The following is a 15,369-nucleotide window of genomic DNA, read 5'->3' on the forward strand; positions in this document are numbered from 1 at the left end:
TTTTGCGACGCTCAATCAGTGGGTCTGACTGCGCAGCAACGGCACACGGGCCAATCGGGGGGCGATGCGGCCTATCAGCCGATCCGCCAGCGGCGTCAGCAGCAACCAGGGCAGACAGAGGGTCGCCAGCCCCAGCGCGCCGACATAGACATCGGTAAACCAGTGCGCGCCGGAGAAAATCCGGGGGGCGGAGAAAAGCGGTACCATCAGCAGCGCAGTAATCCCCGCCCAGCGCGGCAGGTAGCGCAGAGCAAAGCCGGCGAAGATCATCAGGAACAGAGCGTGATCCCCGGGGAAGCTGTCACCGGAAGAGTCCTTGGTCGGAATACCGCTGATCTGGGTCACCCGCAGCGCATCGGCCACCATCAGGGTCGGGCTGGGTCGCTCCACCGGCAATCTGTGACCAAGCTGATTGATCACCAGTGCACTTAGCAGCATCACTATGCCCATCGCCACCAGCTGGCGACGACCAGCAATATCACGGGCAAAGAAACAGCGAGCCAGGATCAATCCCATGCAGCCAAGCACCACCAGATCGAACAGCCGGTTGTTGGTGATGGCCACCAGATCGGCCCACAAAGGCGACTGCCCGAGCCAGCCGTTAACGGTGTGAAAAATCGCGAGGTCCCACTGATCCCAGGGACCATGGGCGGGCAGCGCGGCCCAACTGATGGCCACCAGACCACCGACCAGATAGCAAAGCAGAAACTTGCCCATGCAGACTCTCCTCGGAAAGGGCAACGGCCGAAAATATGTTACCGCTGTCACAAAAATGGGGCATTTTAAAGCGCTTTCATCTGAAATCAAGCCCCATCCCCACCAACTTAATTCCTGCCAGCCTCCCCCTTGGGTCTGCCAAATTTCTGTCACCTTGCTAGAATGCGCACTTCCCTTTACTGCGAAAGGAAGCGGTATGCATATTCACATTCTCGGGATCTGCGGCACCTTTATGGGTGGTCTGGCGGTGTTGGCAAAACAGCTTGGTTACCGGGTGACCGGCTCGGACGCCAACGTCTATCCCCCCATGAGCACCCAGCTCGAGCAACAGGGCATCGAGCTGACCGAAGGCTATGACCCTTCCCAGCTTGATCCGGCGCCGGATCTGGTGGTGATTGGCAACGCCATGAGCCGCGGCAACCCCTGTGTTGAATATGTGCTGGACCGCAATCTGCCCTACATCTCCGGCCCCCAGTGGCTGCTGGAGCACGTGCTGCAAGATCGCTGGGTGCTGGCCGTTGCCGGCACCCACGGCAAGACCACCACCGCCAGCATGCTGGCCTGGGTGCTGGAGTACGCCAAGCTGGAGCCCGGTTTCCTTATTGGCGGCGTGCCGGGCAACTTCCCGGTCTCGGCCCGCCTCGGCTCTGCCCCCTTCTTCGTCATCGAAGCGGACGAGTATGACTGCGCCTTCTTCGACAAGCGCTCCAAGTTCGTCCACTACCATCCGCGCACCCTGGTGATGAACAACCTGGAGTTCGACCACGCCGATATCTTCCCGGATCTCGCCGCCATCCAGCGCCAGTTCCACCACCTGATGCGCACCGTACCGAGCAACGGTCGAGTGCTCTTCCCCAAGGGGGACGAGAACCTGGCCGCCGTGCGCAAGATGGGCTGCTGGAGCGAGGTAGAGCTGGTGGGTCAGGACGACGCCAAGTGGAAAGCGGTCAAGCTGGCCGATGACGGCTCCGCCTTCGAGGTGTGGCTGGATGGCGAAAAGCAGGGCGAGGTGCGCTGGGAGTGCATCGGCGAGCACAATGTCAACAATGGCCTGATGGCCATCGCTGCCGCCCGTCATGCCGGCGTCATGGTAGAGCACGGCATAGCGGCCCTCTGCCAGTTCAAATCCCCCAAGCGGCGGATGGAGCTCAAGGGCGAAGTGGCAGGTATCAGCGTCTATGACGACTTTGCCCACCACCCTACCGCCATCGAGACCACCCTCGGCGGTCTGCGCGCCAAGGTGGGTGAAGCCCGTATTCTGGCCGTGCTGGAGCCACGCTCCAACACCATGAAGCTGGGTGTTCACAAGGAGGAGCTGGCCGGCTGCTTCGATGGCGCCGACGAGGTGTTCTTCTTCCAGCCGCCCAACATTGGCTGGGATCTCGGCGAGGTAACGGCCCATATGACCCGACCCGCCAAGGTGTTCAACGATCTGGAGACCCTGATCAACCGGCTGGTGGCCGAGAGCCGCGATGGCGACCATATTCTGATCATGAGCAACGGCGGCTTCGGCGGCATTCATGACAAGCTGATCGCCCGCCTCAAGGATTACCACGGCGAACTATGAACAAAGCGATCACCCTGGCGCTGACCGGTGCCTCCGGCGCCCCCTACGCCCTGCGCCTGCTGGAGTGTCTGGTGCAGGCGGACTATCGGGTCTACCTGCTCGCCTCCTCAGCGGCACGGGTGGTACTCAAGACCGAGCAACAGCAGGAGTGGCCGGGCTCACCGAAGGAGCTATCGGCTTATCTCTGTCGCCAATATGGCGCCAAAGAGGGTCAGATAGTCGCCTGCGGCAAGGAGGAGTGGTTCTCACCAGTCGCCTCCGGCTCGGCGGCCCCCAAGCAGATGGTGGTCTGCCCCTGCTCAATGGGCACCGTCTCGGCCATTGCCAACGGCACTTCCGACAACCTGCTGGAGCGGGCGGCGGATGTGGTGATCAAGGAGCGCGGCCAGCTGATCCTGGTGCCCCGTGAGAGTCCCTTCTCGGCGATCCATCTGGAGAACATGCTGAAACTGGCCCGCCTCGGGGTAACCATCATGCCCGCCGCGCCGGGCTTCTATCATGAGCCGAAAAGCATCGCGGATCTGGTAGATTTTATGGTCGCCCGCATCCTCGATCATCTGGGTGTCGAGCGTGAGCTGACCAGCCGCTGGGGCTATGGCCACGGCTGAGCTGACCAGACAAACCGGATAAAAAAAGGCGCCCCTCGATGAGGGGCGCCTTTTTTCGTTAAGCCGTATCAGCAAGCCTGAATAGGTGCAGTCACGTACTTGAACAGGAAATCAGTCACCTCTTCGCGCGCCGGGCGCTGAGGTTGATTGATCATCTGCATCATCACATAGCCAAAACCGGTCAGAGAGCGGGCCAGATCCTGTGCCGACAGCACGCTGGTGATCTCCCCTGCATCCATGGCGGTTTGCAGCTCGCTGGCGATCAGCTCAAGGCACTGATCGAGCAGCCGGGTATAGCGAGGCCATACCTCTTCCCGAACCGAGGAACTCCACTCCAGCCAAATACCTGCGTAATCGGGCTGGTCGTAGGCCGCATCGACAGACAAGCTCACATGGCGCTTGATCTTGTCGAAGATTGAACCATTGCCGCTGTATGCCTGCGACAACGTCAGGTTCACGAAGCGTTCGATCTCGGCCAATACCTCATCTACCAACTCCTCGCGGGTGTTGAAATAGTTGAAGACGGTGGCAACAGAGACCTTGGCCTGCTCGGCAATTTCGGCGTGACCAGCACGACCGATACCGCGGCGGGAGAACACTTCGATGGCACATTCCATCAGTTGATTGCGACGAGCCTCCGGCGACAGCCGGGTACGACGTCTTATTTCTGCGCGTGGTTCCATAGTTTTTATCATCTAATAGTTATTGATTATGGTGTTTATAGTATTGTAACTAATCATGCCTGAGTGCCTGCTAACTCTATCAATTAAAATAAGCCGATAAAAGCACCACGTATATATGGCGCCTCTCGACACGGGTGGTAGAATCATCGGTTTTGATGTTCATGAACGGCCAGTTTCCCTTTGGCCATATGGGAGTAAGTGATGAAACACACTGTCGAGGTGATGATCTCCGAGGCTGAAGTAGCCGCCCGGATCGCCAAATTGGGTGAAGAGATCACCGCCCGCTACCAGGGTTCCGACGAAGTCGTAATGATCGGTCTGCTGCGCGGCTCCTGCGTCTTCCTGGCTGACCTCTGCCGTCAGTGCCAGCTGCCCATCACCCTGGATTTTATGACCGCCTCCAGCTATGGCTCCGGCATGCACAGCACCCGTGACGTGCGTATCCTCAAAGACCTGGATGACGACATCAAGGGCAAGGATGTGGTGATCGTCGAAGACATCATCGATACCGGCTACACCCTCAACAAGGTGCGCGAGATCCTCTCCCTGCGCGAGCCGAAATCCCTCGCCATCTGCACCCTGCTGGACAAACCCTCCCGCCGCGAAGTGCAGGTGCCGGTTGACTGGGTCGGCTTTGCCATTCCGGATGAATTCGTGGTCGGCTGCGGCATCGACTACGCCCAGAAGTACCGCAACCTGCCCTTCATCGGCAAAGTGGTACCGCAAGAGTAACAAGGTTAAAAAACATACCGAACAAGGTGGCGCTGCGCCATTTTCTGTCTCAGGCGGCCTCGGCCGCCTTTTCTGTATCAAGACGGGTTCAGCCAGTTAGAGGTTGCAATGAACGCACTGGAAATCAGCGGCCTGAAAAAGACCTATCAGGGGGGCGTCGAAGCCCTGAAAGGCATCGATCTCACCGTCAAGCAGGGGGATTTCTTCGCCCTGCTCGGCCCCAACGGGGCGGGCAAGTCCACCACCATCGGCGTCATCAGCTCGCTGGTGAACAAGAGTGGCGGCAAGGTGAAGGTATTCGGTTATGACATCGATACCCATCTGGAAGAGGCCAAGGCCCAGCTCGGACTGGTGCCGCAGGAGTTCAACTTCAGCCAGTTCGAGAAAGTGATCCAGATTGTCACCCATCAGGCCGGCTTCTACGGCGTACCCAAGGCAGAAGCCAAAATTCGTGCCGAGAAGTACCTGCGCCAGCTCGATTTGTGGGAGAAGCGCGACATGCCGGCCCGCACCCTCTCCGGCGGCATGAAGCGCCGGTTGATGATCGCCCGCGCCCTGATGCACGAACCCAAGCTGCTGATCCTCGATGAACCGACCGCCGGGGTCGATATCGAGATCCGTCGCTCCATGTGGAGTTTCCTCAAGGATCTCAACGAGCAGGGGGTCACCATCATTCTCACCACCCACTATCTGGAAGAGGCGGAGATGCTCTGCCGCAACATCGGCATCATCGACAAGGGTCGTCTGATCGAGAACACCAGCATGAAAAACCTGCTGGGCAAGCTGGGCCGCGAGACCTTCCTGCTCGATCTGGCGCCAGGTTCTGCCGTACCAAACGTGCCCGAATTCAACGGCCGCATGCAAGATGAGCGCACCCTGGAAGTGGATCTCGACAAGAGCCAGTCCCTCAACAGCCTGTTCGAGCAGCTGTCACACCAGCAGGTGCAGGTACTGAGCATGCGCAACAAGGCCAACCGGCTGGAAGAGCTGTTTGTCACCCTGGTCGAAGAGGGGAGAAAAGCATGAACCTGACCACTTACTACATCGCCTTCAAGAGCATTCTGGCCAAAGAGGTGAGCCGCTTTACCCGGATCTGGATCCAGACCCTAGTGCCGCCCGCCATCACCATGAGCCTCTACTTCGTCATCTTCGGCAACCTGATCGGTTCGCGCATCGGTGACATGGGCGGCTTCACCTACATGGAGTTCATCGTGCCCGGCCTCATCATGATGTCGGTGATCACCAACTCCTACTCCAACGTCGCCTCCTCCTTCTTCAGCGCCAAGTTCCAGCGCAACGTGGAGGAGCTGCTGGTGGCACCGGTGCCCAACTACGTCATCATCGCCGGCTACGTGGGCGGTGGTGTGGCGCGCGGCCTCTGCGTCGGCCTCATTGTCACCCTGGTGTCGCTGTTCTTCGTGCCGCTGCAGATCCACCATCTGTTCAGCGTCTGCGTGACCGTGCTGCTGACCGCCATCCTCTTCTCGCTGGGTGGCCTCATCAACGCGGTGTTTGCCAAGACCTTCGACGACATCAGCATCATCCCCACCTTCGTGCTGACGCCGCTTACCTATCTGGGCGGGGTGTTCTACTCCATCAGCCTGCTGCCCCCCTTCTGGCAGGGGGTCTCCCAGGTGAACCCCATCATCTACATGGTGAACGCATTCCGTTTCGGCTTCCTCGGTATCTCCGACGTGCCGCTCGGCACCGCCTACCTCATCATCACCGGCTTCATCGTGGCTCTCTACGGTCTGGCCTGGTGGCTTATCTCGCGCGGCACCGGTCTGCGCCACTGATGACCAGAACGGGCACCTCGCGGTGCCCGTTTTTTATTCCCCCTGTAGCTCCTTCAACCTGCCAGCCCCCTTCGCAATAACCTGCCTGTTATTAAGGCTTTACCTGACACCTTGTGATCCACCGCAATTTTCGAATTACCCCCAAAGGTATAATTCTCGCGGTTGGATGTGCCGTTATTGATGGAGCATCCGTCTCTTCATTTCTCTCATCAGGGCAGGATCGCCTATGTCACTTATCACCGAGTTGCCAGCCATTTTCGATAGTTTTTCAGATGCCCGTCGTCAGGGCTTTCTGGCTGTGATGGCACTCAAGGAGCGACAGATCCCCCTGATCGGCACCTACTGCACCTTCATGCCGCAAGAGGTGGCGATGGCCGCCGGCGCGGTGGTGGTATCGCTCTGCTCCACCAGCGACGAGACCATCGAGGAGGCCGAGAAAGATCTGCCCCGCAACCTCTGCCCGCTGATCAAGAGCAGCTATGGTTTCGGCAAGACCGACAAGTGCCCCTACTTCTACTTCTCCGATCTGGTGGTGGGGGAAACCACCTGCGACGGCAAGAAGAAGATGTACGAGTACATGGCCGAGTTCAAACCGGTGCACGTGATGCAATTGCCCAACCGCGCCGATGACGAGGCCTCCCGCACCCTGTGGCGCAGCGAAATCGTCCGCTTCAAGGAGTTGCTGGAGCAGCAGTTTGGCCAACCCATCAGCGAGCAGGCGCTGCGCGACGCCATCGTGCTGAAGAACCGCGAGCGCCGCGCGCTGGCCGACTTCTATCGGCTGGGTCAGCTCAACCCGCCGGCGCTGAGCGGCACCGACCTGCTCAAGGTGGTCTATGGCGCCACCTTCCGCTTCGACAAGGAGCAGCTCATCAGCGAGCTGCAGGAGATGACCCGCCGCATCAAGGCCGAGTATGCCGAGGGCAAGCGGCTCGATGCCCGCCCGCGCATCCTCATCACCGGCTGCCCCATCGGCGGCGCGGCCGACAAGGTGGTGCGCCTTATCGAGGAACACGGCGGCTGGGTAGTAGGTTACGAGAACTGCACCGGCGCCAAGGCGACCGAGCAGTGCGTCAGCGAGGAGGGTGACCTGTTCGATGCGCTGACCGACAAGTATCTGGCCATCGGCTGCTCTTGCATCTCCCCCAACCACCAGCGCATGAAGCTGCTGAGCCAGATGGTGGAGGAGTATCAGGCAGACGGGGTGATCGATGTGATCCTGCAGGCCTGCCACACCTATGCGGTGGAGTCGCTCGCCATCAAGCGTCACGTACGAGAACGCCATGGCATCCCCTACATGGCGGTCGAGACCGACTACTCCAGCGCTGACAAGGGACAGCTGGCTACCCGGCTGGCGGCCTTTATCGAAATGCTGTGAGGAGGCGCCGTGTCACTCTCCATCGGGATTGACTCGGGCTCCACCGCGACCAAGGGGATCCTGTTCGACCACAATGATGGCGGGCGCATCGTCCGCCGTTTTCTGGTGCCAACCCCCTTTCGTCCGCTGGCCGCCATCGAGCAAGGCTGGGAGGAGCTCTCGGCCGATTTGCCAGAGCGCCCCCACCTGACCCTGACCGGCTATGGCCGCGATCTGGCGTCGTTCGCCGATCGCCGGGTTACCGAGATCTCCTGCCATGGGCTGGGGGCTCGCCTGCTCTGCCCGTCGGTACACACCGTCATCGACATCGGCGGGCAGGACAGCAAGGTGATCCAGCTAGATAGCGAGGGCAATCTCACCGACTTTCTGATGAACGACAAGTGCGCCGCCGGTACCGGTCGCTTTCTCGAGGTGATCACCCGTACTCTGGGAGCTCGGGTCGAGCAGCTCGACGAGCTGTTGGAGGGCGCAGAGCCCCACGACATCAGCAGCATGTGTACCGTGTTTGCCGAATCGGAGGCGATCAGCCTGCGCTCGGCGGGCATTCCCGCCGAGTCGATCCTGGCCGGCATCGTCCGCGCCATGGCCCGGCGCAGTGCCAATTTTATCGGCCGCCTCGGCGCCCGACCGAGCGTGCTCTTTACCGGCGGCGTCAGCCACTGCGCCACCTTCCGCCACTATCTGGCCGAAGGGTTGGGCTGTGAGGTCGCCACTCACCCGGACGCCCAGTTTGCCGGTGCGCTGGGGGCCGCCCTGTTCGGCGCGCGCACCAGCACGGGAGGCAAATCATGAATCAGGAGTTTCTCTACCTGTTCCACTCCACCCTCGGCACAGTCAGACTGCGCAAGCGGCTGGAGCAACATGGCCAACAGTTTCGGGTCTGCGACGTGCCGCGCCTGCTCAGCGCCGGCTGTGGACTCGCCATTCGCCTCCACTGCCCGCCAGACGAGTGGCAACAGTGGTGCCAGAGTGGTGAAACCGCCGCCGTCTTTCGCTGCGAAGCGGACGGCGACTATCAGGAGCTGGCCCGTTATCCGGCCGATAGTCAGGACATGGCGAAGCAAACGCCTGTGGCTGGCAGTCGGAGTCATGGATGATAAAGAGCTATCCCATCGCCATTTATCTGCGCATGCTGGCCAATCTGGCGCTGGGGGGATTCTTCCTCACCTCCGCCGGGTTCAAGCTGGCCTCCCCCGCCCTGTTCATCGAGCAGATCGGCGCCTTTGGCCTGATCTGGCCACCGCTGCTGCCACTCGCCGCCTGGGGGTTGATTGCCCTTGAGCTCTGCGCAGGGCTTGCAGTCATCGCCAACCGGCGCTGGGGATTGTGGCTGGTGATCGGGCTGCTCGCCCTGTTTATTCCGGTGTTGGGCTATGGCGTTGCCATCGGGCTCGACATCTCTTGCGGCTGTCTTGGCAGGGCTGATCTCAGCTCGTTGCCGGAGGCCATTGTGCGGGATCTGCTGCTACTGACGCTTGCGGGCGCCCTGCTGCGAACCTCCCGCCCCGTTTTTCCCGTTCCAAAGGAGTAGTGACATGATGACATTGCGATCCCGCACTCTGCTGGCCTCGCTGATCGCCGCCAGCTTTGCCCTCGCGGGCTGTGGCGACAACCAGTTCGAGCAGGAGGTGAAGCTTGAGCAATCGGCTGTGCAGCTGGCACAGGAGGCGCAGCAGGGGGGCTATCAGCTGTTGACCGTGGCCGAGCTGAAAACCCGGATGGACAAGGGCGAGGAGCTGGTGATCATCGACACCATGCCCTATGAGGACTCCTACAAGAAGGAGCACATCCCGGGTGCCAAGAACTTTGCCTTCGTGAAAGAGGCGAAAGCGGGCGACAACTGGAGCGAGATTGTCGAGGGAAGCGGTACACCGGAGCAGTTCCAGGCGCTGTTGGGTGAAGACAAAGCCCGCCCCGTGGTGATCTACTGCGGCTTCGTCAAGTGCGGCCGCAGCCACAATGCTGCCGCTTGGGCGGTCAATCAGGGCTATCAACAGGTCTATCGGGTGCCGGGCGGCATCTTCGCCTGGAAAGGCGCTGGCTACCCCGTCACGGCCGAGTAACCCGACCTTTCGCCCCAAAAAAGAAGCCCGCAACTGCGGGCTTCTCTTATTTCGATACTGGCTGTCAGCTGGCGACTCGGGACGCTTCGCCTTCCGTGACATCGCTCTGCGCTTGTTCGCCAAGCAGGCGCTTGGTGATCATGGCCGCCATGATGGAGCCGTTGACGTTGAGGGCGGTACGACCCATGTCCACCAGTGGCTCGATGGCGATCATCACCCCCACCAGCGCAATGGGGAAGTTGAGGGTAGAGAGCACGATCAGCGCGGCGAAGGTGCCACCACCGCCGACGCCTGCCACCCCGATGGAGCCCAGTGCAATCACCGGCAGCAGAGTCAGCAGGAACAGCGGGTCAAACGGGTTGATACCGAGCATGGGGGCAATCATCGCCACCATCATGGCCGGATAGATACCGGCGCAGCCGTTCTGGCCGAGGTTGGCACCGAACGAGGCGGCAAAGTTGGCGATGCTGGAGGGCACGCCAAGACGTTGCTGGGTCTCGATGCTGAGCGGGATGGAGGCGGCGCTGCTGCGGGAGATAAAGGCGAAGGTGAGCACGCCCCACACTTCCCGCAGATAGTGGAGCGGGTTCTGACCGATCAGCAGCAGGATCACCATGTGCACGGCAAACATCGCCAGAATGGCGACGTAGCAGACCAGAATAAAGCCGAGCAGGCTGAGGATCTCGCTCAGGGGATAGTGAGCCACCACCCGGGCGATCAGCGCCATCACTCCATAGGGGGTGAGCGCAATCACCACCCGCACCATCTTCATCACCCACAGTTGCAGGGTGTCGATGGCCACGGCGGCGCGAGCACCAGCCTCTGGATGCTCCGCCTTCAACTGCAGCAGGGCAACCCCGGCCAGCACGGTGAAGATCACCACCCCGATCACCGAGAGACCGCGGCTACCCGCCATATCGGCGGCAAAGTTGGTGGGCACCAGCGAGAGCAGCAGGGCCGGCAGAGTCTGGGCACTGTCGATGGTGCTCATGCTCTGTTGCAGCGCAGCCGTGTCGCTGCCGTGGCTCAGCAGCCCCTCGGCAGTGAGACCACTCAGATGGGTCACCGTCATCCCCACCACACCGGCGATCATCACCAGGGTCAGCATGGAGCCGATCAGCACGGCGCTGATCTTGCCGAGTGACTGGGCCTGCTCCAGCTTGTTGATGGCGGAGAGGATCGAGGTGAACACCAGCGGCATCATCACCACCTTGAGCAGGCTGACATAGCCGCCGCCGATGATATTGACCCACTCCAGGGTCTGCTGGACGCCGGCATCATCGGCGCCCCACCCCAGTTGCAGCGCCAGCCCGAACAGGGCGCCAAGCAGCAGACCCGCAAGCACCTTGCGCGAGAGCGGCAACCCCGAGGGTAACCGGGTGAGAGCAAAACAGAGCAGACAGAAAACAAGCGATGTAATCAGGACAAACATCATGAATACCTGTAGCGGCCATCAGGCCGAGAGTGGATTGAAACAAAGGGGGATGCGGGCAGGGCCGCAGAACAAAACGCCGGGATGCAGGAGAGTGCAGGCGTGAAAAAGCAGCGGACGCCCGGGAAGGCGTCCGCTGACAATCGGGGGAATTACTTCTTTACGGGGGCGTCGTACTGTTCGGGTTCGTCGCTATAGACGCAGACGTTCCACTTGGCAGCCAGGCCATCGTCGGCCAGACAGTAACGCTCGAAGAAAGCCTTGATCTCGGCGCGCTGGCAGTGCGCCTCGAAAGAGGCCATATCTTGCCATATCTCGTTGAACACGATGGGAAAGCTCTCCCCCTCGGCAAACGGGCTGGCGATGTGGCGGGTTACCCGATATTGCAGGCAGCCATCCTCACGCAGGGTGTTGGGCTCCAGTGCCTGCAACACCTGAAACAGGGCCTGCTCCTGACCAGCTTTCGGCAGGAATTGGGCGATGCAATAAACCTTCTTGGACATGAGATCCTCCTGTGGGCGACTCGCTCAGGCTTGCTGTAGCGTGACCACCCGGTTGTCGATAAGACGGGCCTTGCCGAGATAAGCAGCCATCAGGATCACCAGCTGCTCGCTCTCGTCGGTAGCCGCTTCGAGGTTGGCGGCATCGACGATGTCGATGGCATCGGTGCGAAAACCGGCGTTGTCGAGGCGCTGGCTGGCCTGCGCCACCAAGGAGGGCAGGTGGTGATCACCCGCTTCGATCTGCTCGGCGATCCAGTTCATGGTGCGCGCCAGCTCGGGGGCAATGGCCCGCTCGGCAGCAGTCAGGTAGCCGTTACGCGAAGAGAGCGCCAGCCCGTCTTCGGCCCGCACGGTCGGCACGCCGACGATCTCGATGGGCATCGCCATGTCGGCCACCATCTTGCGAATGAGCGCCAGCTGCTGGTAATCCTTCTGGCCAAAGCAGGCCACATCCGGCTGTACCAGATTGAACAGCTTGGTGACGACAGTGCTGACCCCGCGGAAGTGACCCGGACGCAGCGCCCCCTCCAGCAGATTGGAGAGACCCGGCACCTCGACGAAGGTCTGGCTGGCCAGCCCCTGCGGATACATGATCTCCGGGGTCGGGGTGAACACCATATCGACCCCGGCCGCTTCCAGCGCAGCGCAATCCTGCTCCAGAGTGCGCGGGTAGTTGGCAAGATCCTCGGCCTTGTCGAACTGCATCGGGTTGACGAAGATGCTGACCACCACCTTCTCGGCGTGGCTGTGCGCCTCTTTCACCAGCGTCAGGTGGCCCTGATGCAGATTGCCCATGGTGGGCACGAATGCGATGGCACGCCCTTCACGGCGCCATTGAGAGATCTGCTCACGCAGAGCGGCAGGATTGTTAACAACCAACATCGGCAGTTCACCTTCAGATGAATCAAAAAGATACGGGTTACATCAGCCTGACAGGATGACGAAACGGGGGCACTGGCCCCCGCTCTCATCGATAGGGCATCACATCAGTTGAAGCAGTGTTCCGGGCCGGGGAAACTCCCCTCGCTCACCTGCTGCACATAGAGGCGCACGGCGGCACGCACGTCACCGGTCTCGGCCAGGAAGTTCTTGGTGAACTTGGGCACATAGCCGGAGGTGACGCCAAAGGCGTCGTGCATCACCAGAATTTGACCGTCGGTCGCAGGGCCGGCACCAATGCCGATCACCGGGATGCGCAGCGCCTTGCTGATCCGCTCGGCAAGCGAGCTCGGCACACACTCGAGCACCAGCAGCTGGATACCGGCCGCCTGCAGCTCGAGGGCCTGACGGTAGATCTCCTGGGCCTGGAACTCGTCGCGCCCCTGCACCTTGAAGCCGCCAAAGACGTGGACGGATTGCGGGGTGAGGCCGAGGTGACCGCACACCGGCACCCCGTTGCGGGTGAGGTGGCGGATGGAGTCGCACAGCCAGTCGCCCCCTTCCATCTTGACCATGCGGGCACCGGCTGCCATCAGGCGGGCGGCGTTCTGGTAAGTCTGCTCGGGGGTGGCGTAACTCATGAAGGGCATGTCGGCGATGATCAGCGCATTGCTGGCACCGCGAGCCACACAGCGGGTGTGATAGACCATCTCATCCATGTTGACCGCCAGGGTATCCTGACCCCCTTGCAGCACCATGCCCAGCGAATCGCCGATGAGCAGCACATGGGCCCCCTCGTCGTCGAACAGCTTGGCAAAAGTGGCATCATAGGCGGTGATGGCGGTGAACTTTTGACCATCCTGCTTCATCTTCAGCAGGCTGGCGGTGGTGATCTTGCTCATAAAGGCTCCTGTACGTCTGCACTCGGCGCAATGATGGCGAGATCATTGCCCGGGCAGCGGGCAACCAGTTGTGCGAGCGGGGTGCCGCAGGGCAGCACCAGAGCGGGCGCGATTTCGGCCAGGGGCAGCAGCACGAACTCCCGCTCCTTCATGCCGTAATGGGGAACGATCAGGCGCTCGTGGTTGATCACCTGATCGCCAAAGAGCAGCAGATCGAGATCCAGGGTTCTGGGCCCCCACCGCTCCTCTTTGCGCACACGTCCCTGTTCCAGCTCGATTTTTTGTAGTTGATCCAGCAGCGCCAGCGGCGTCAGCCGGGTGTTGAGCCGGGCCACGGCATTGACGTAGTCCGGCTGATCAGCAGGCCCCATCGGGCGGCTGCTGTAAAACGACGAGGCCTGCACCAGCACTGATTCCGGCAAGGTCGCCAGCGCGGCGACCGCGCGGCGCGCCTGACCGAGCGGGTCAGACAGGTTGGAGCCAATGGCGATGAAGACCTCGGTCATCACGTCTGCGATCACTCGGCCGCTTTCGGCTTGCGACGGCGCGGGCGGCGACGATTGCGGCTGTTGCTGCTGCGCTTCTCGCCATCGTGGCTACGGCTCTCACCGCGCTCACCGCTGGCCGGGCGACGGGTCGCTTCCCGTTGCAGCTGCGGGCGGACATCAGGGTTGGAGGCGACATAGCGCTCCCACCAACTGGCCAGCTCGCCGAGACCGCGCTCGACCCGGTTGCGCAGCAACAGGAAGTCGAACGCCGCACGGAACTTGGGGTGCTCCATGGCGCGCTCGGGGTGCTTGCCCTGACGACGGGTCAGCCGCTGTTGCAGTGCCCAGATATCGCGGACATCTGTGGTGAAACGGCGGGGAACGGCGATGATCCGCACCTGATTGTCGAGCACCTCGTTGATCGCCAGCATGAAGGCGTCATACCAGGGCAGGCCGCTCTCGTTCTCCAGCACCCGACCACGGGCCTCGACGCAGCCCCACAGCAGGGTGGCGTAGAGGAAGGCGGGGGTGACGCGTTTATCTTCACGAACGCGAGTGTCGGTATCGATCAGCGCCTGCTCGATAAACTGCTCGTAAGGCGAGTTGCCGTGCGGGGTAAACAGCGCAGCCACTTGCGGGAAGAGCTGCTGGAACAGGCCGTACTCGCGCAGCAGCTTGTAGGTAGTCAGGGCATCGCCAGCCAGGAACAGCTTGAGGGTCTCCTCAAACAGGCGGGCCGCCGGAATATCCTGCAGCAGCGGCGCCAGCTCCCTGATGGGGGCAGCGGTGCGCGGGCTGATGGTCATGTCGAGCTTGGCGGCGAAACGCACAGCGCGCAGCATCCGCACCGGATCTTCGCGGTAGCGGGTTTCGGGATCGCCAATGAGCTCCAGCTTGCGCTCGGCCAAATCTTCCAGCCCGCCCTCGAAATCGTGCAGGGTGAAATCCTTGGCGCTGTAGTAGAGGGCGTTGACGGTAAAGTCACGGCGCTCGGCATCCTCTTCGATGGTGCCGTAGACGTTGTCGCGCAGCAGCATCCCTTCATCGGACTGGGCCGACACATGTTTGCTGGTATTGACCTGATGGTGGTGACCGCGGAAGGTGGCCACTTCGATCACGTCACGACCAAAGACAATGTGGGCCAGGCGGAAGCGGCGGCCAATCAGACGGCAGTTGCTGAACAGCGCCTTGATCTGCTCCGGCGTCGCATCGGTGGCGATGTCGAAATCCTTGGGCGTCTTCCCGAGCAGCAGATCCCGGACTCCGCCGCCGACCAGGTAGGCTTCGTAGCCGCCCTTGTTCAGGCGATAGAGCACCTTGAGTGCATTCTCGCTGATCTCTTTGCGCGAAATCGGGTGCTGGTCACGACTCAGGGTTCGACGTTGTCCGGCAACACGGGCCGGAATGGGGGACTCCGCCGACTGCTCGCCCTCATCCTTGCCGAGCACTTTGCGGCAAAAGTTTGCGATCTGGGAAAAAATGGTACACCTCGTTATGACTTCAAATTGACGGGAGGCCAAAAAAATAGCGGCCTATCATAGCTCACGCCTAACCAAATGAAAAACCGTGACGGCAATTGATCCCGTTTGAATCGGCGTTGCCGGAAAAAATAGCGGTCTAT

18 protein-coding genes are annotated in these 15,369 nt (G+C 61.2%); 10 read left to right on the forward strand and 8 right to left on the reverse strand.

The genetic code is table 11. The features are described 5' to 3' along the window. Nucleotides 1-15: 15 nt before the first annotated feature. On the reverse strand, nucleotides 16-717 hold the full coding sequence (locus tag I6L40_RS19565) for a phosphatase PAP2 family protein (RefSeq protein ID WP_071912743.1): 702 nt from the start codon (nucleotides 715-717) through the stop codon (nucleotides 16-18). A gap of 196 nt (nucleotides 718-913) precedes the next feature. Here I6L40_RS19565 and mpl point away from each other — a divergent pair, with 196 nt between their 5' ends. Both mpl and I6L40_RS19575 read left to right on the forward strand, forming a co-directional pair. After that, nucleotides 914-2,284 (forward strand): UDP-N-acetylmuramate:L-alanyl-gamma-D-glutamyl-meso-diaminopimelate ligase, encoded by a 1,371-nt coding sequence (gene mpl, locus I6L40_RS19570; protein ID WP_216994747.1) that lies wholly within the window; start codon nucleotides 914-916, stop codon nucleotides 2,282-2,284. Further along, entirely contained in the window at nucleotides 2,281-2,892 is a 612-nt protein-coding gene (locus tag I6L40_RS19575) for a flavin prenyltransferase UbiX (RefSeq protein ID WP_071912739.1), read from the forward strand. Before mpl ends, I6L40_RS19575 begins: the two co-directional genes overlap by 4 nt. Before the next feature lie 68 nt (nucleotides 2,893-2,960). On the opposite strand, the gene I6L40_RS19580 is transcribed toward I6L40_RS19575, so the two are convergent. Beyond that, entirely contained in the window at nucleotides 2,961-3,575 is a 615-nt protein-coding gene (locus tag I6L40_RS19580; protein WP_041210213.1) for a TetR/AcrR family transcriptional regulator, read from the reverse strand. A 201-nt stretch (nucleotides 3,576-3,776) separates the two neighbouring features. On the opposite strand from I6L40_RS19580, the gene hpt reads away from it, so the two are divergent. The 8 genes from hpt (at nucleotide 3,777) to I6L40_RS19620 (ending at nucleotide 9,544) form a co-directional block, all read left to right on the forward strand. Further along, entirely contained in the window at nucleotides 3,777-4,307 is a 531-nt protein-coding gene (gene hpt / locus I6L40_RS19585; protein WP_005343302.1) for a hypoxanthine phosphoribosyltransferase, read from the forward strand. A 108-nt stretch (nucleotides 4,308-4,415) separates the two neighbouring features. Further along, on the forward strand, nucleotides 4,416-5,333 hold the full coding sequence (locus tag I6L40_RS19590; protein ID WP_042030466.1) for an ABC transporter ATP-binding protein: 918 nt from the start codon (nucleotides 4,416-4,418) through the stop codon (nucleotides 5,331-5,333). Then, the gene (locus I6L40_RS19595) at nucleotides 5,330-6,103 is read left to right on the forward strand and encodes an ABC transporter permease (protein WP_041210215.1); all 774 of its coding nucleotides are present in this window, start codon (nucleotides 5,330-5,332) and stop codon (nucleotides 6,101-6,103) included. The genes I6L40_RS19590 and I6L40_RS19595 overlap by 4 nt, the downstream gene beginning before the upstream one ends. A 226-nt stretch (nucleotides 6,104-6,329) precedes the next feature. Next, nucleotides 6,330-7,481, forward strand: a complete 1,152-nt coding sequence (locus tag I6L40_RS19600; protein WP_071912737.1) for a double-cubane-cluster-containing anaerobic reductase — start codon at nucleotides 6,330-6,332, stop codon at nucleotides 7,479-7,481. Nucleotides 7,482-7,490: 9 nt separating this feature from the next. After that, nucleotides 7,491-8,273: an acyl-CoA dehydratase activase gene (locus I6L40_RS19605; RefSeq protein WP_216994748.1), complete on the forward strand. Its 783-nt coding sequence runs from the start codon at nucleotides 7,491-7,493 to the stop codon at nucleotides 8,271-8,273. Further along, nucleotides 8,270-8,578, forward strand: coding sequence for a DUF3343 domain-containing protein (locus I6L40_RS19610; RefSeq protein WP_120415445.1), 309 nt, complete (start codon nucleotides 8,270-8,272; stop codon nucleotides 8,576-8,578). The genes I6L40_RS19605 and I6L40_RS19610 overlap by 4 nt, the downstream gene beginning before the upstream one ends. Then, nucleotides 8,575-9,012 (forward strand): MauE/DoxX family redox-associated membrane protein, encoded by a 438-nt coding sequence (locus tag I6L40_RS19615; protein ID WP_216994749.1) that lies wholly within the window; start codon nucleotides 8,575-8,577, stop codon nucleotides 9,010-9,012. The genes I6L40_RS19610 and I6L40_RS19615 overlap by 4 nt, the downstream gene beginning before the upstream one ends. Nucleotides 9,013-9,016: 4 nt before the next feature. Further along, complete coding sequence (locus tag I6L40_RS19620) at nucleotides 9,017-9,544, forward strand: rhodanese-like domain-containing protein (protein ID WP_201909109.1); 528 nt, start codon at nucleotides 9,017-9,019, stop codon at nucleotides 9,542-9,544. Nucleotides 9,545-9,608: 64 nt separating this feature from the next. On the opposite strand, the gene I6L40_RS19625 is transcribed toward I6L40_RS19620, so the two are convergent. From I6L40_RS19625 to pcnB, 6 genes are all read right to left on the reverse strand, one after another. Beyond that, the gene (locus I6L40_RS19625) at nucleotides 9,609-10,976 is read right to left on the reverse strand and encodes a cation:dicarboxylase symporter family transporter (protein ID WP_302054902.1); all 1,368 of its coding nucleotides are present in this window, start codon (nucleotides 10,974-10,976) and stop codon (nucleotides 9,609-9,611) included. A 152-nt stretch (nucleotides 10,977-11,128) separates the two neighbouring features. Continuing rightward, nucleotides 11,129-11,479: a putative quinol monooxygenase gene (locus I6L40_RS19630; protein WP_041210222.1), complete on the reverse strand. Its 351-nt coding sequence runs from the start codon at nucleotides 11,477-11,479 to the stop codon at nucleotides 11,129-11,131. Between the two features lie 24 nt (nucleotides 11,480-11,503). Next, the gene (gene panC / locus I6L40_RS19635) at nucleotides 11,504-12,361 is read right to left on the reverse strand and encodes a pantoate--beta-alanine ligase (protein ID WP_043849920.1); all 858 of its coding nucleotides are present in this window, start codon (nucleotides 12,359-12,361) and stop codon (nucleotides 11,504-11,506) included. A gap of 104 nt (nucleotides 12,362-12,465) precedes the next feature. Next, nucleotides 12,466-13,260 (reverse strand): 3-methyl-2-oxobutanoate hydroxymethyltransferase, encoded by a 795-nt coding sequence (gene panB / locus I6L40_RS19640; protein WP_041210224.1) that lies wholly within the window; start codon nucleotides 13,258-13,260, stop codon nucleotides 12,466-12,468. Further along, a complete protein-coding gene (gene folK, locus I6L40_RS19645) occupies nucleotides 13,257-13,766 on the reverse strand; it encodes a 2-amino-4-hydroxy-6-hydroxymethyldihydropteridine diphosphokinase (protein WP_042030454.1) in 510 nt (169 codons plus the stop codon). Before folK ends, panB begins: the two co-directional genes overlap by 4 nt. Before the next feature lie 11 nt (nucleotides 13,767-13,777). Beyond that, nucleotides 13,778-15,268, reverse strand: a complete 1,491-nt coding sequence (pcnB, locus tag I6L40_RS19650) for a polynucleotide adenylyltransferase PcnB (protein WP_043849917.1) — start codon at nucleotides 15,266-15,268, stop codon at nucleotides 13,778-13,780. Nucleotides 15,269-15,369 lie beyond the last annotated feature (101 nt).

It is taken from the genome of Aeromonas sp. FDAARGOS 1410 (assembly GCF_019048745.1).
Classification (GTDB): domain Bacteria; phylum Pseudomonadota; class Gammaproteobacteria; order Enterobacterales; family Aeromonadaceae; genus Aeromonas; species Aeromonas jandaei.

Coding starts and splice junctions, on each gene's coding strand:
- panB (WP_041210224.1), bottom strand. CDS start 13,260: ATGAGCAAGATCACCACCGCCAGCCTGCTGAAGATGAAGCAGGATGGT.
- I6L40_RS19595 (WP_041210215.1), top strand. CDS start 5,330: ATGAACCTGACCACTTACTACATCGCCTTCAAGAGCATTCTGGCCAAA.
- I6L40_RS19580 (WP_041210213.1), bottom strand. CDS start 3,575: ATGGAACCACGCGCAGAAATAAGACGTCGTACCCGGCTGTCGCCGGAG.
- I6L40_RS19625 (WP_302054902.1), bottom strand. CDS start 10,976: ATGTTTGTCCTGATTACATCGCTTGTTTTCTGTCTGCTCTGTTTTGCT.
- I6L40_RS19565 (WP_071912743.1), bottom strand. CDS start 717: ATGGGCAAGTTTCTGCTTTGCTATCTGGTCGGTGGTCTGGTGGCCATC.
- I6L40_RS19590 (WP_042030466.1), top strand. CDS start 4,416: ATGAACGCACTGGAAATCAGCGGCCTGAAAAAGACCTATCAGGGGGGC.
- I6L40_RS19575 (WP_071912739.1), top strand. CDS start 2,281: ATGAACAAAGCGATCACCCTGGCGCTGACCGGTGCCTCCGGCGCCCCC.
- hpt (WP_005343302.1), top strand. CDS start 3,777: ATGAAACACACTGTCGAGGTGATGATCTCCGAGGCTGAAGTAGCCGCC.
- I6L40_RS19615 (WP_216994749.1), top strand. CDS start 8,575: ATGATAAAGAGCTATCCCATCGCCATTTATCTGCGCATGCTGGCCAAT.
- folK (WP_042030454.1), bottom strand. CDS start 13,766: ATGACCGAGGTCTTCATCGCCATTGGCTCCAACCTGTCTGACCCGCTC.
- I6L40_RS19620 (WP_201909109.1), top strand. CDS start 9,017: ATGATGACATTGCGATCCCGCACTCTGCTGGCCTCGCTGATCGCCGCC.
- I6L40_RS19610 (WP_120415445.1), top strand. CDS start 8,270: ATGAATCAGGAGTTTCTCTACCTGTTCCACTCCACCCTCGGCACAGTC.
- I6L40_RS19630 (WP_041210222.1), bottom strand. CDS start 11,479: ATGTCCAAGAAGGTTTATTGCATCGCCCAATTCCTGCCGAAAGCTGGT.
- panC (WP_043849920.1), bottom strand. CDS start 12,361: ATGTTGGTTGTTAACAATCCTGCCGCTCTGCGTGAGCAGATCTCTCAA.
- I6L40_RS19600 (WP_071912737.1), top strand. CDS start 6,330: ATGTCACTTATCACCGAGTTGCCAGCCATTTTCGATAGTTTTTCAGAT.
- mpl (WP_216994747.1), top strand. CDS start 914: ATGCATATTCACATTCTCGGGATCTGCGGCACCTTTATGGGTGGTCTG.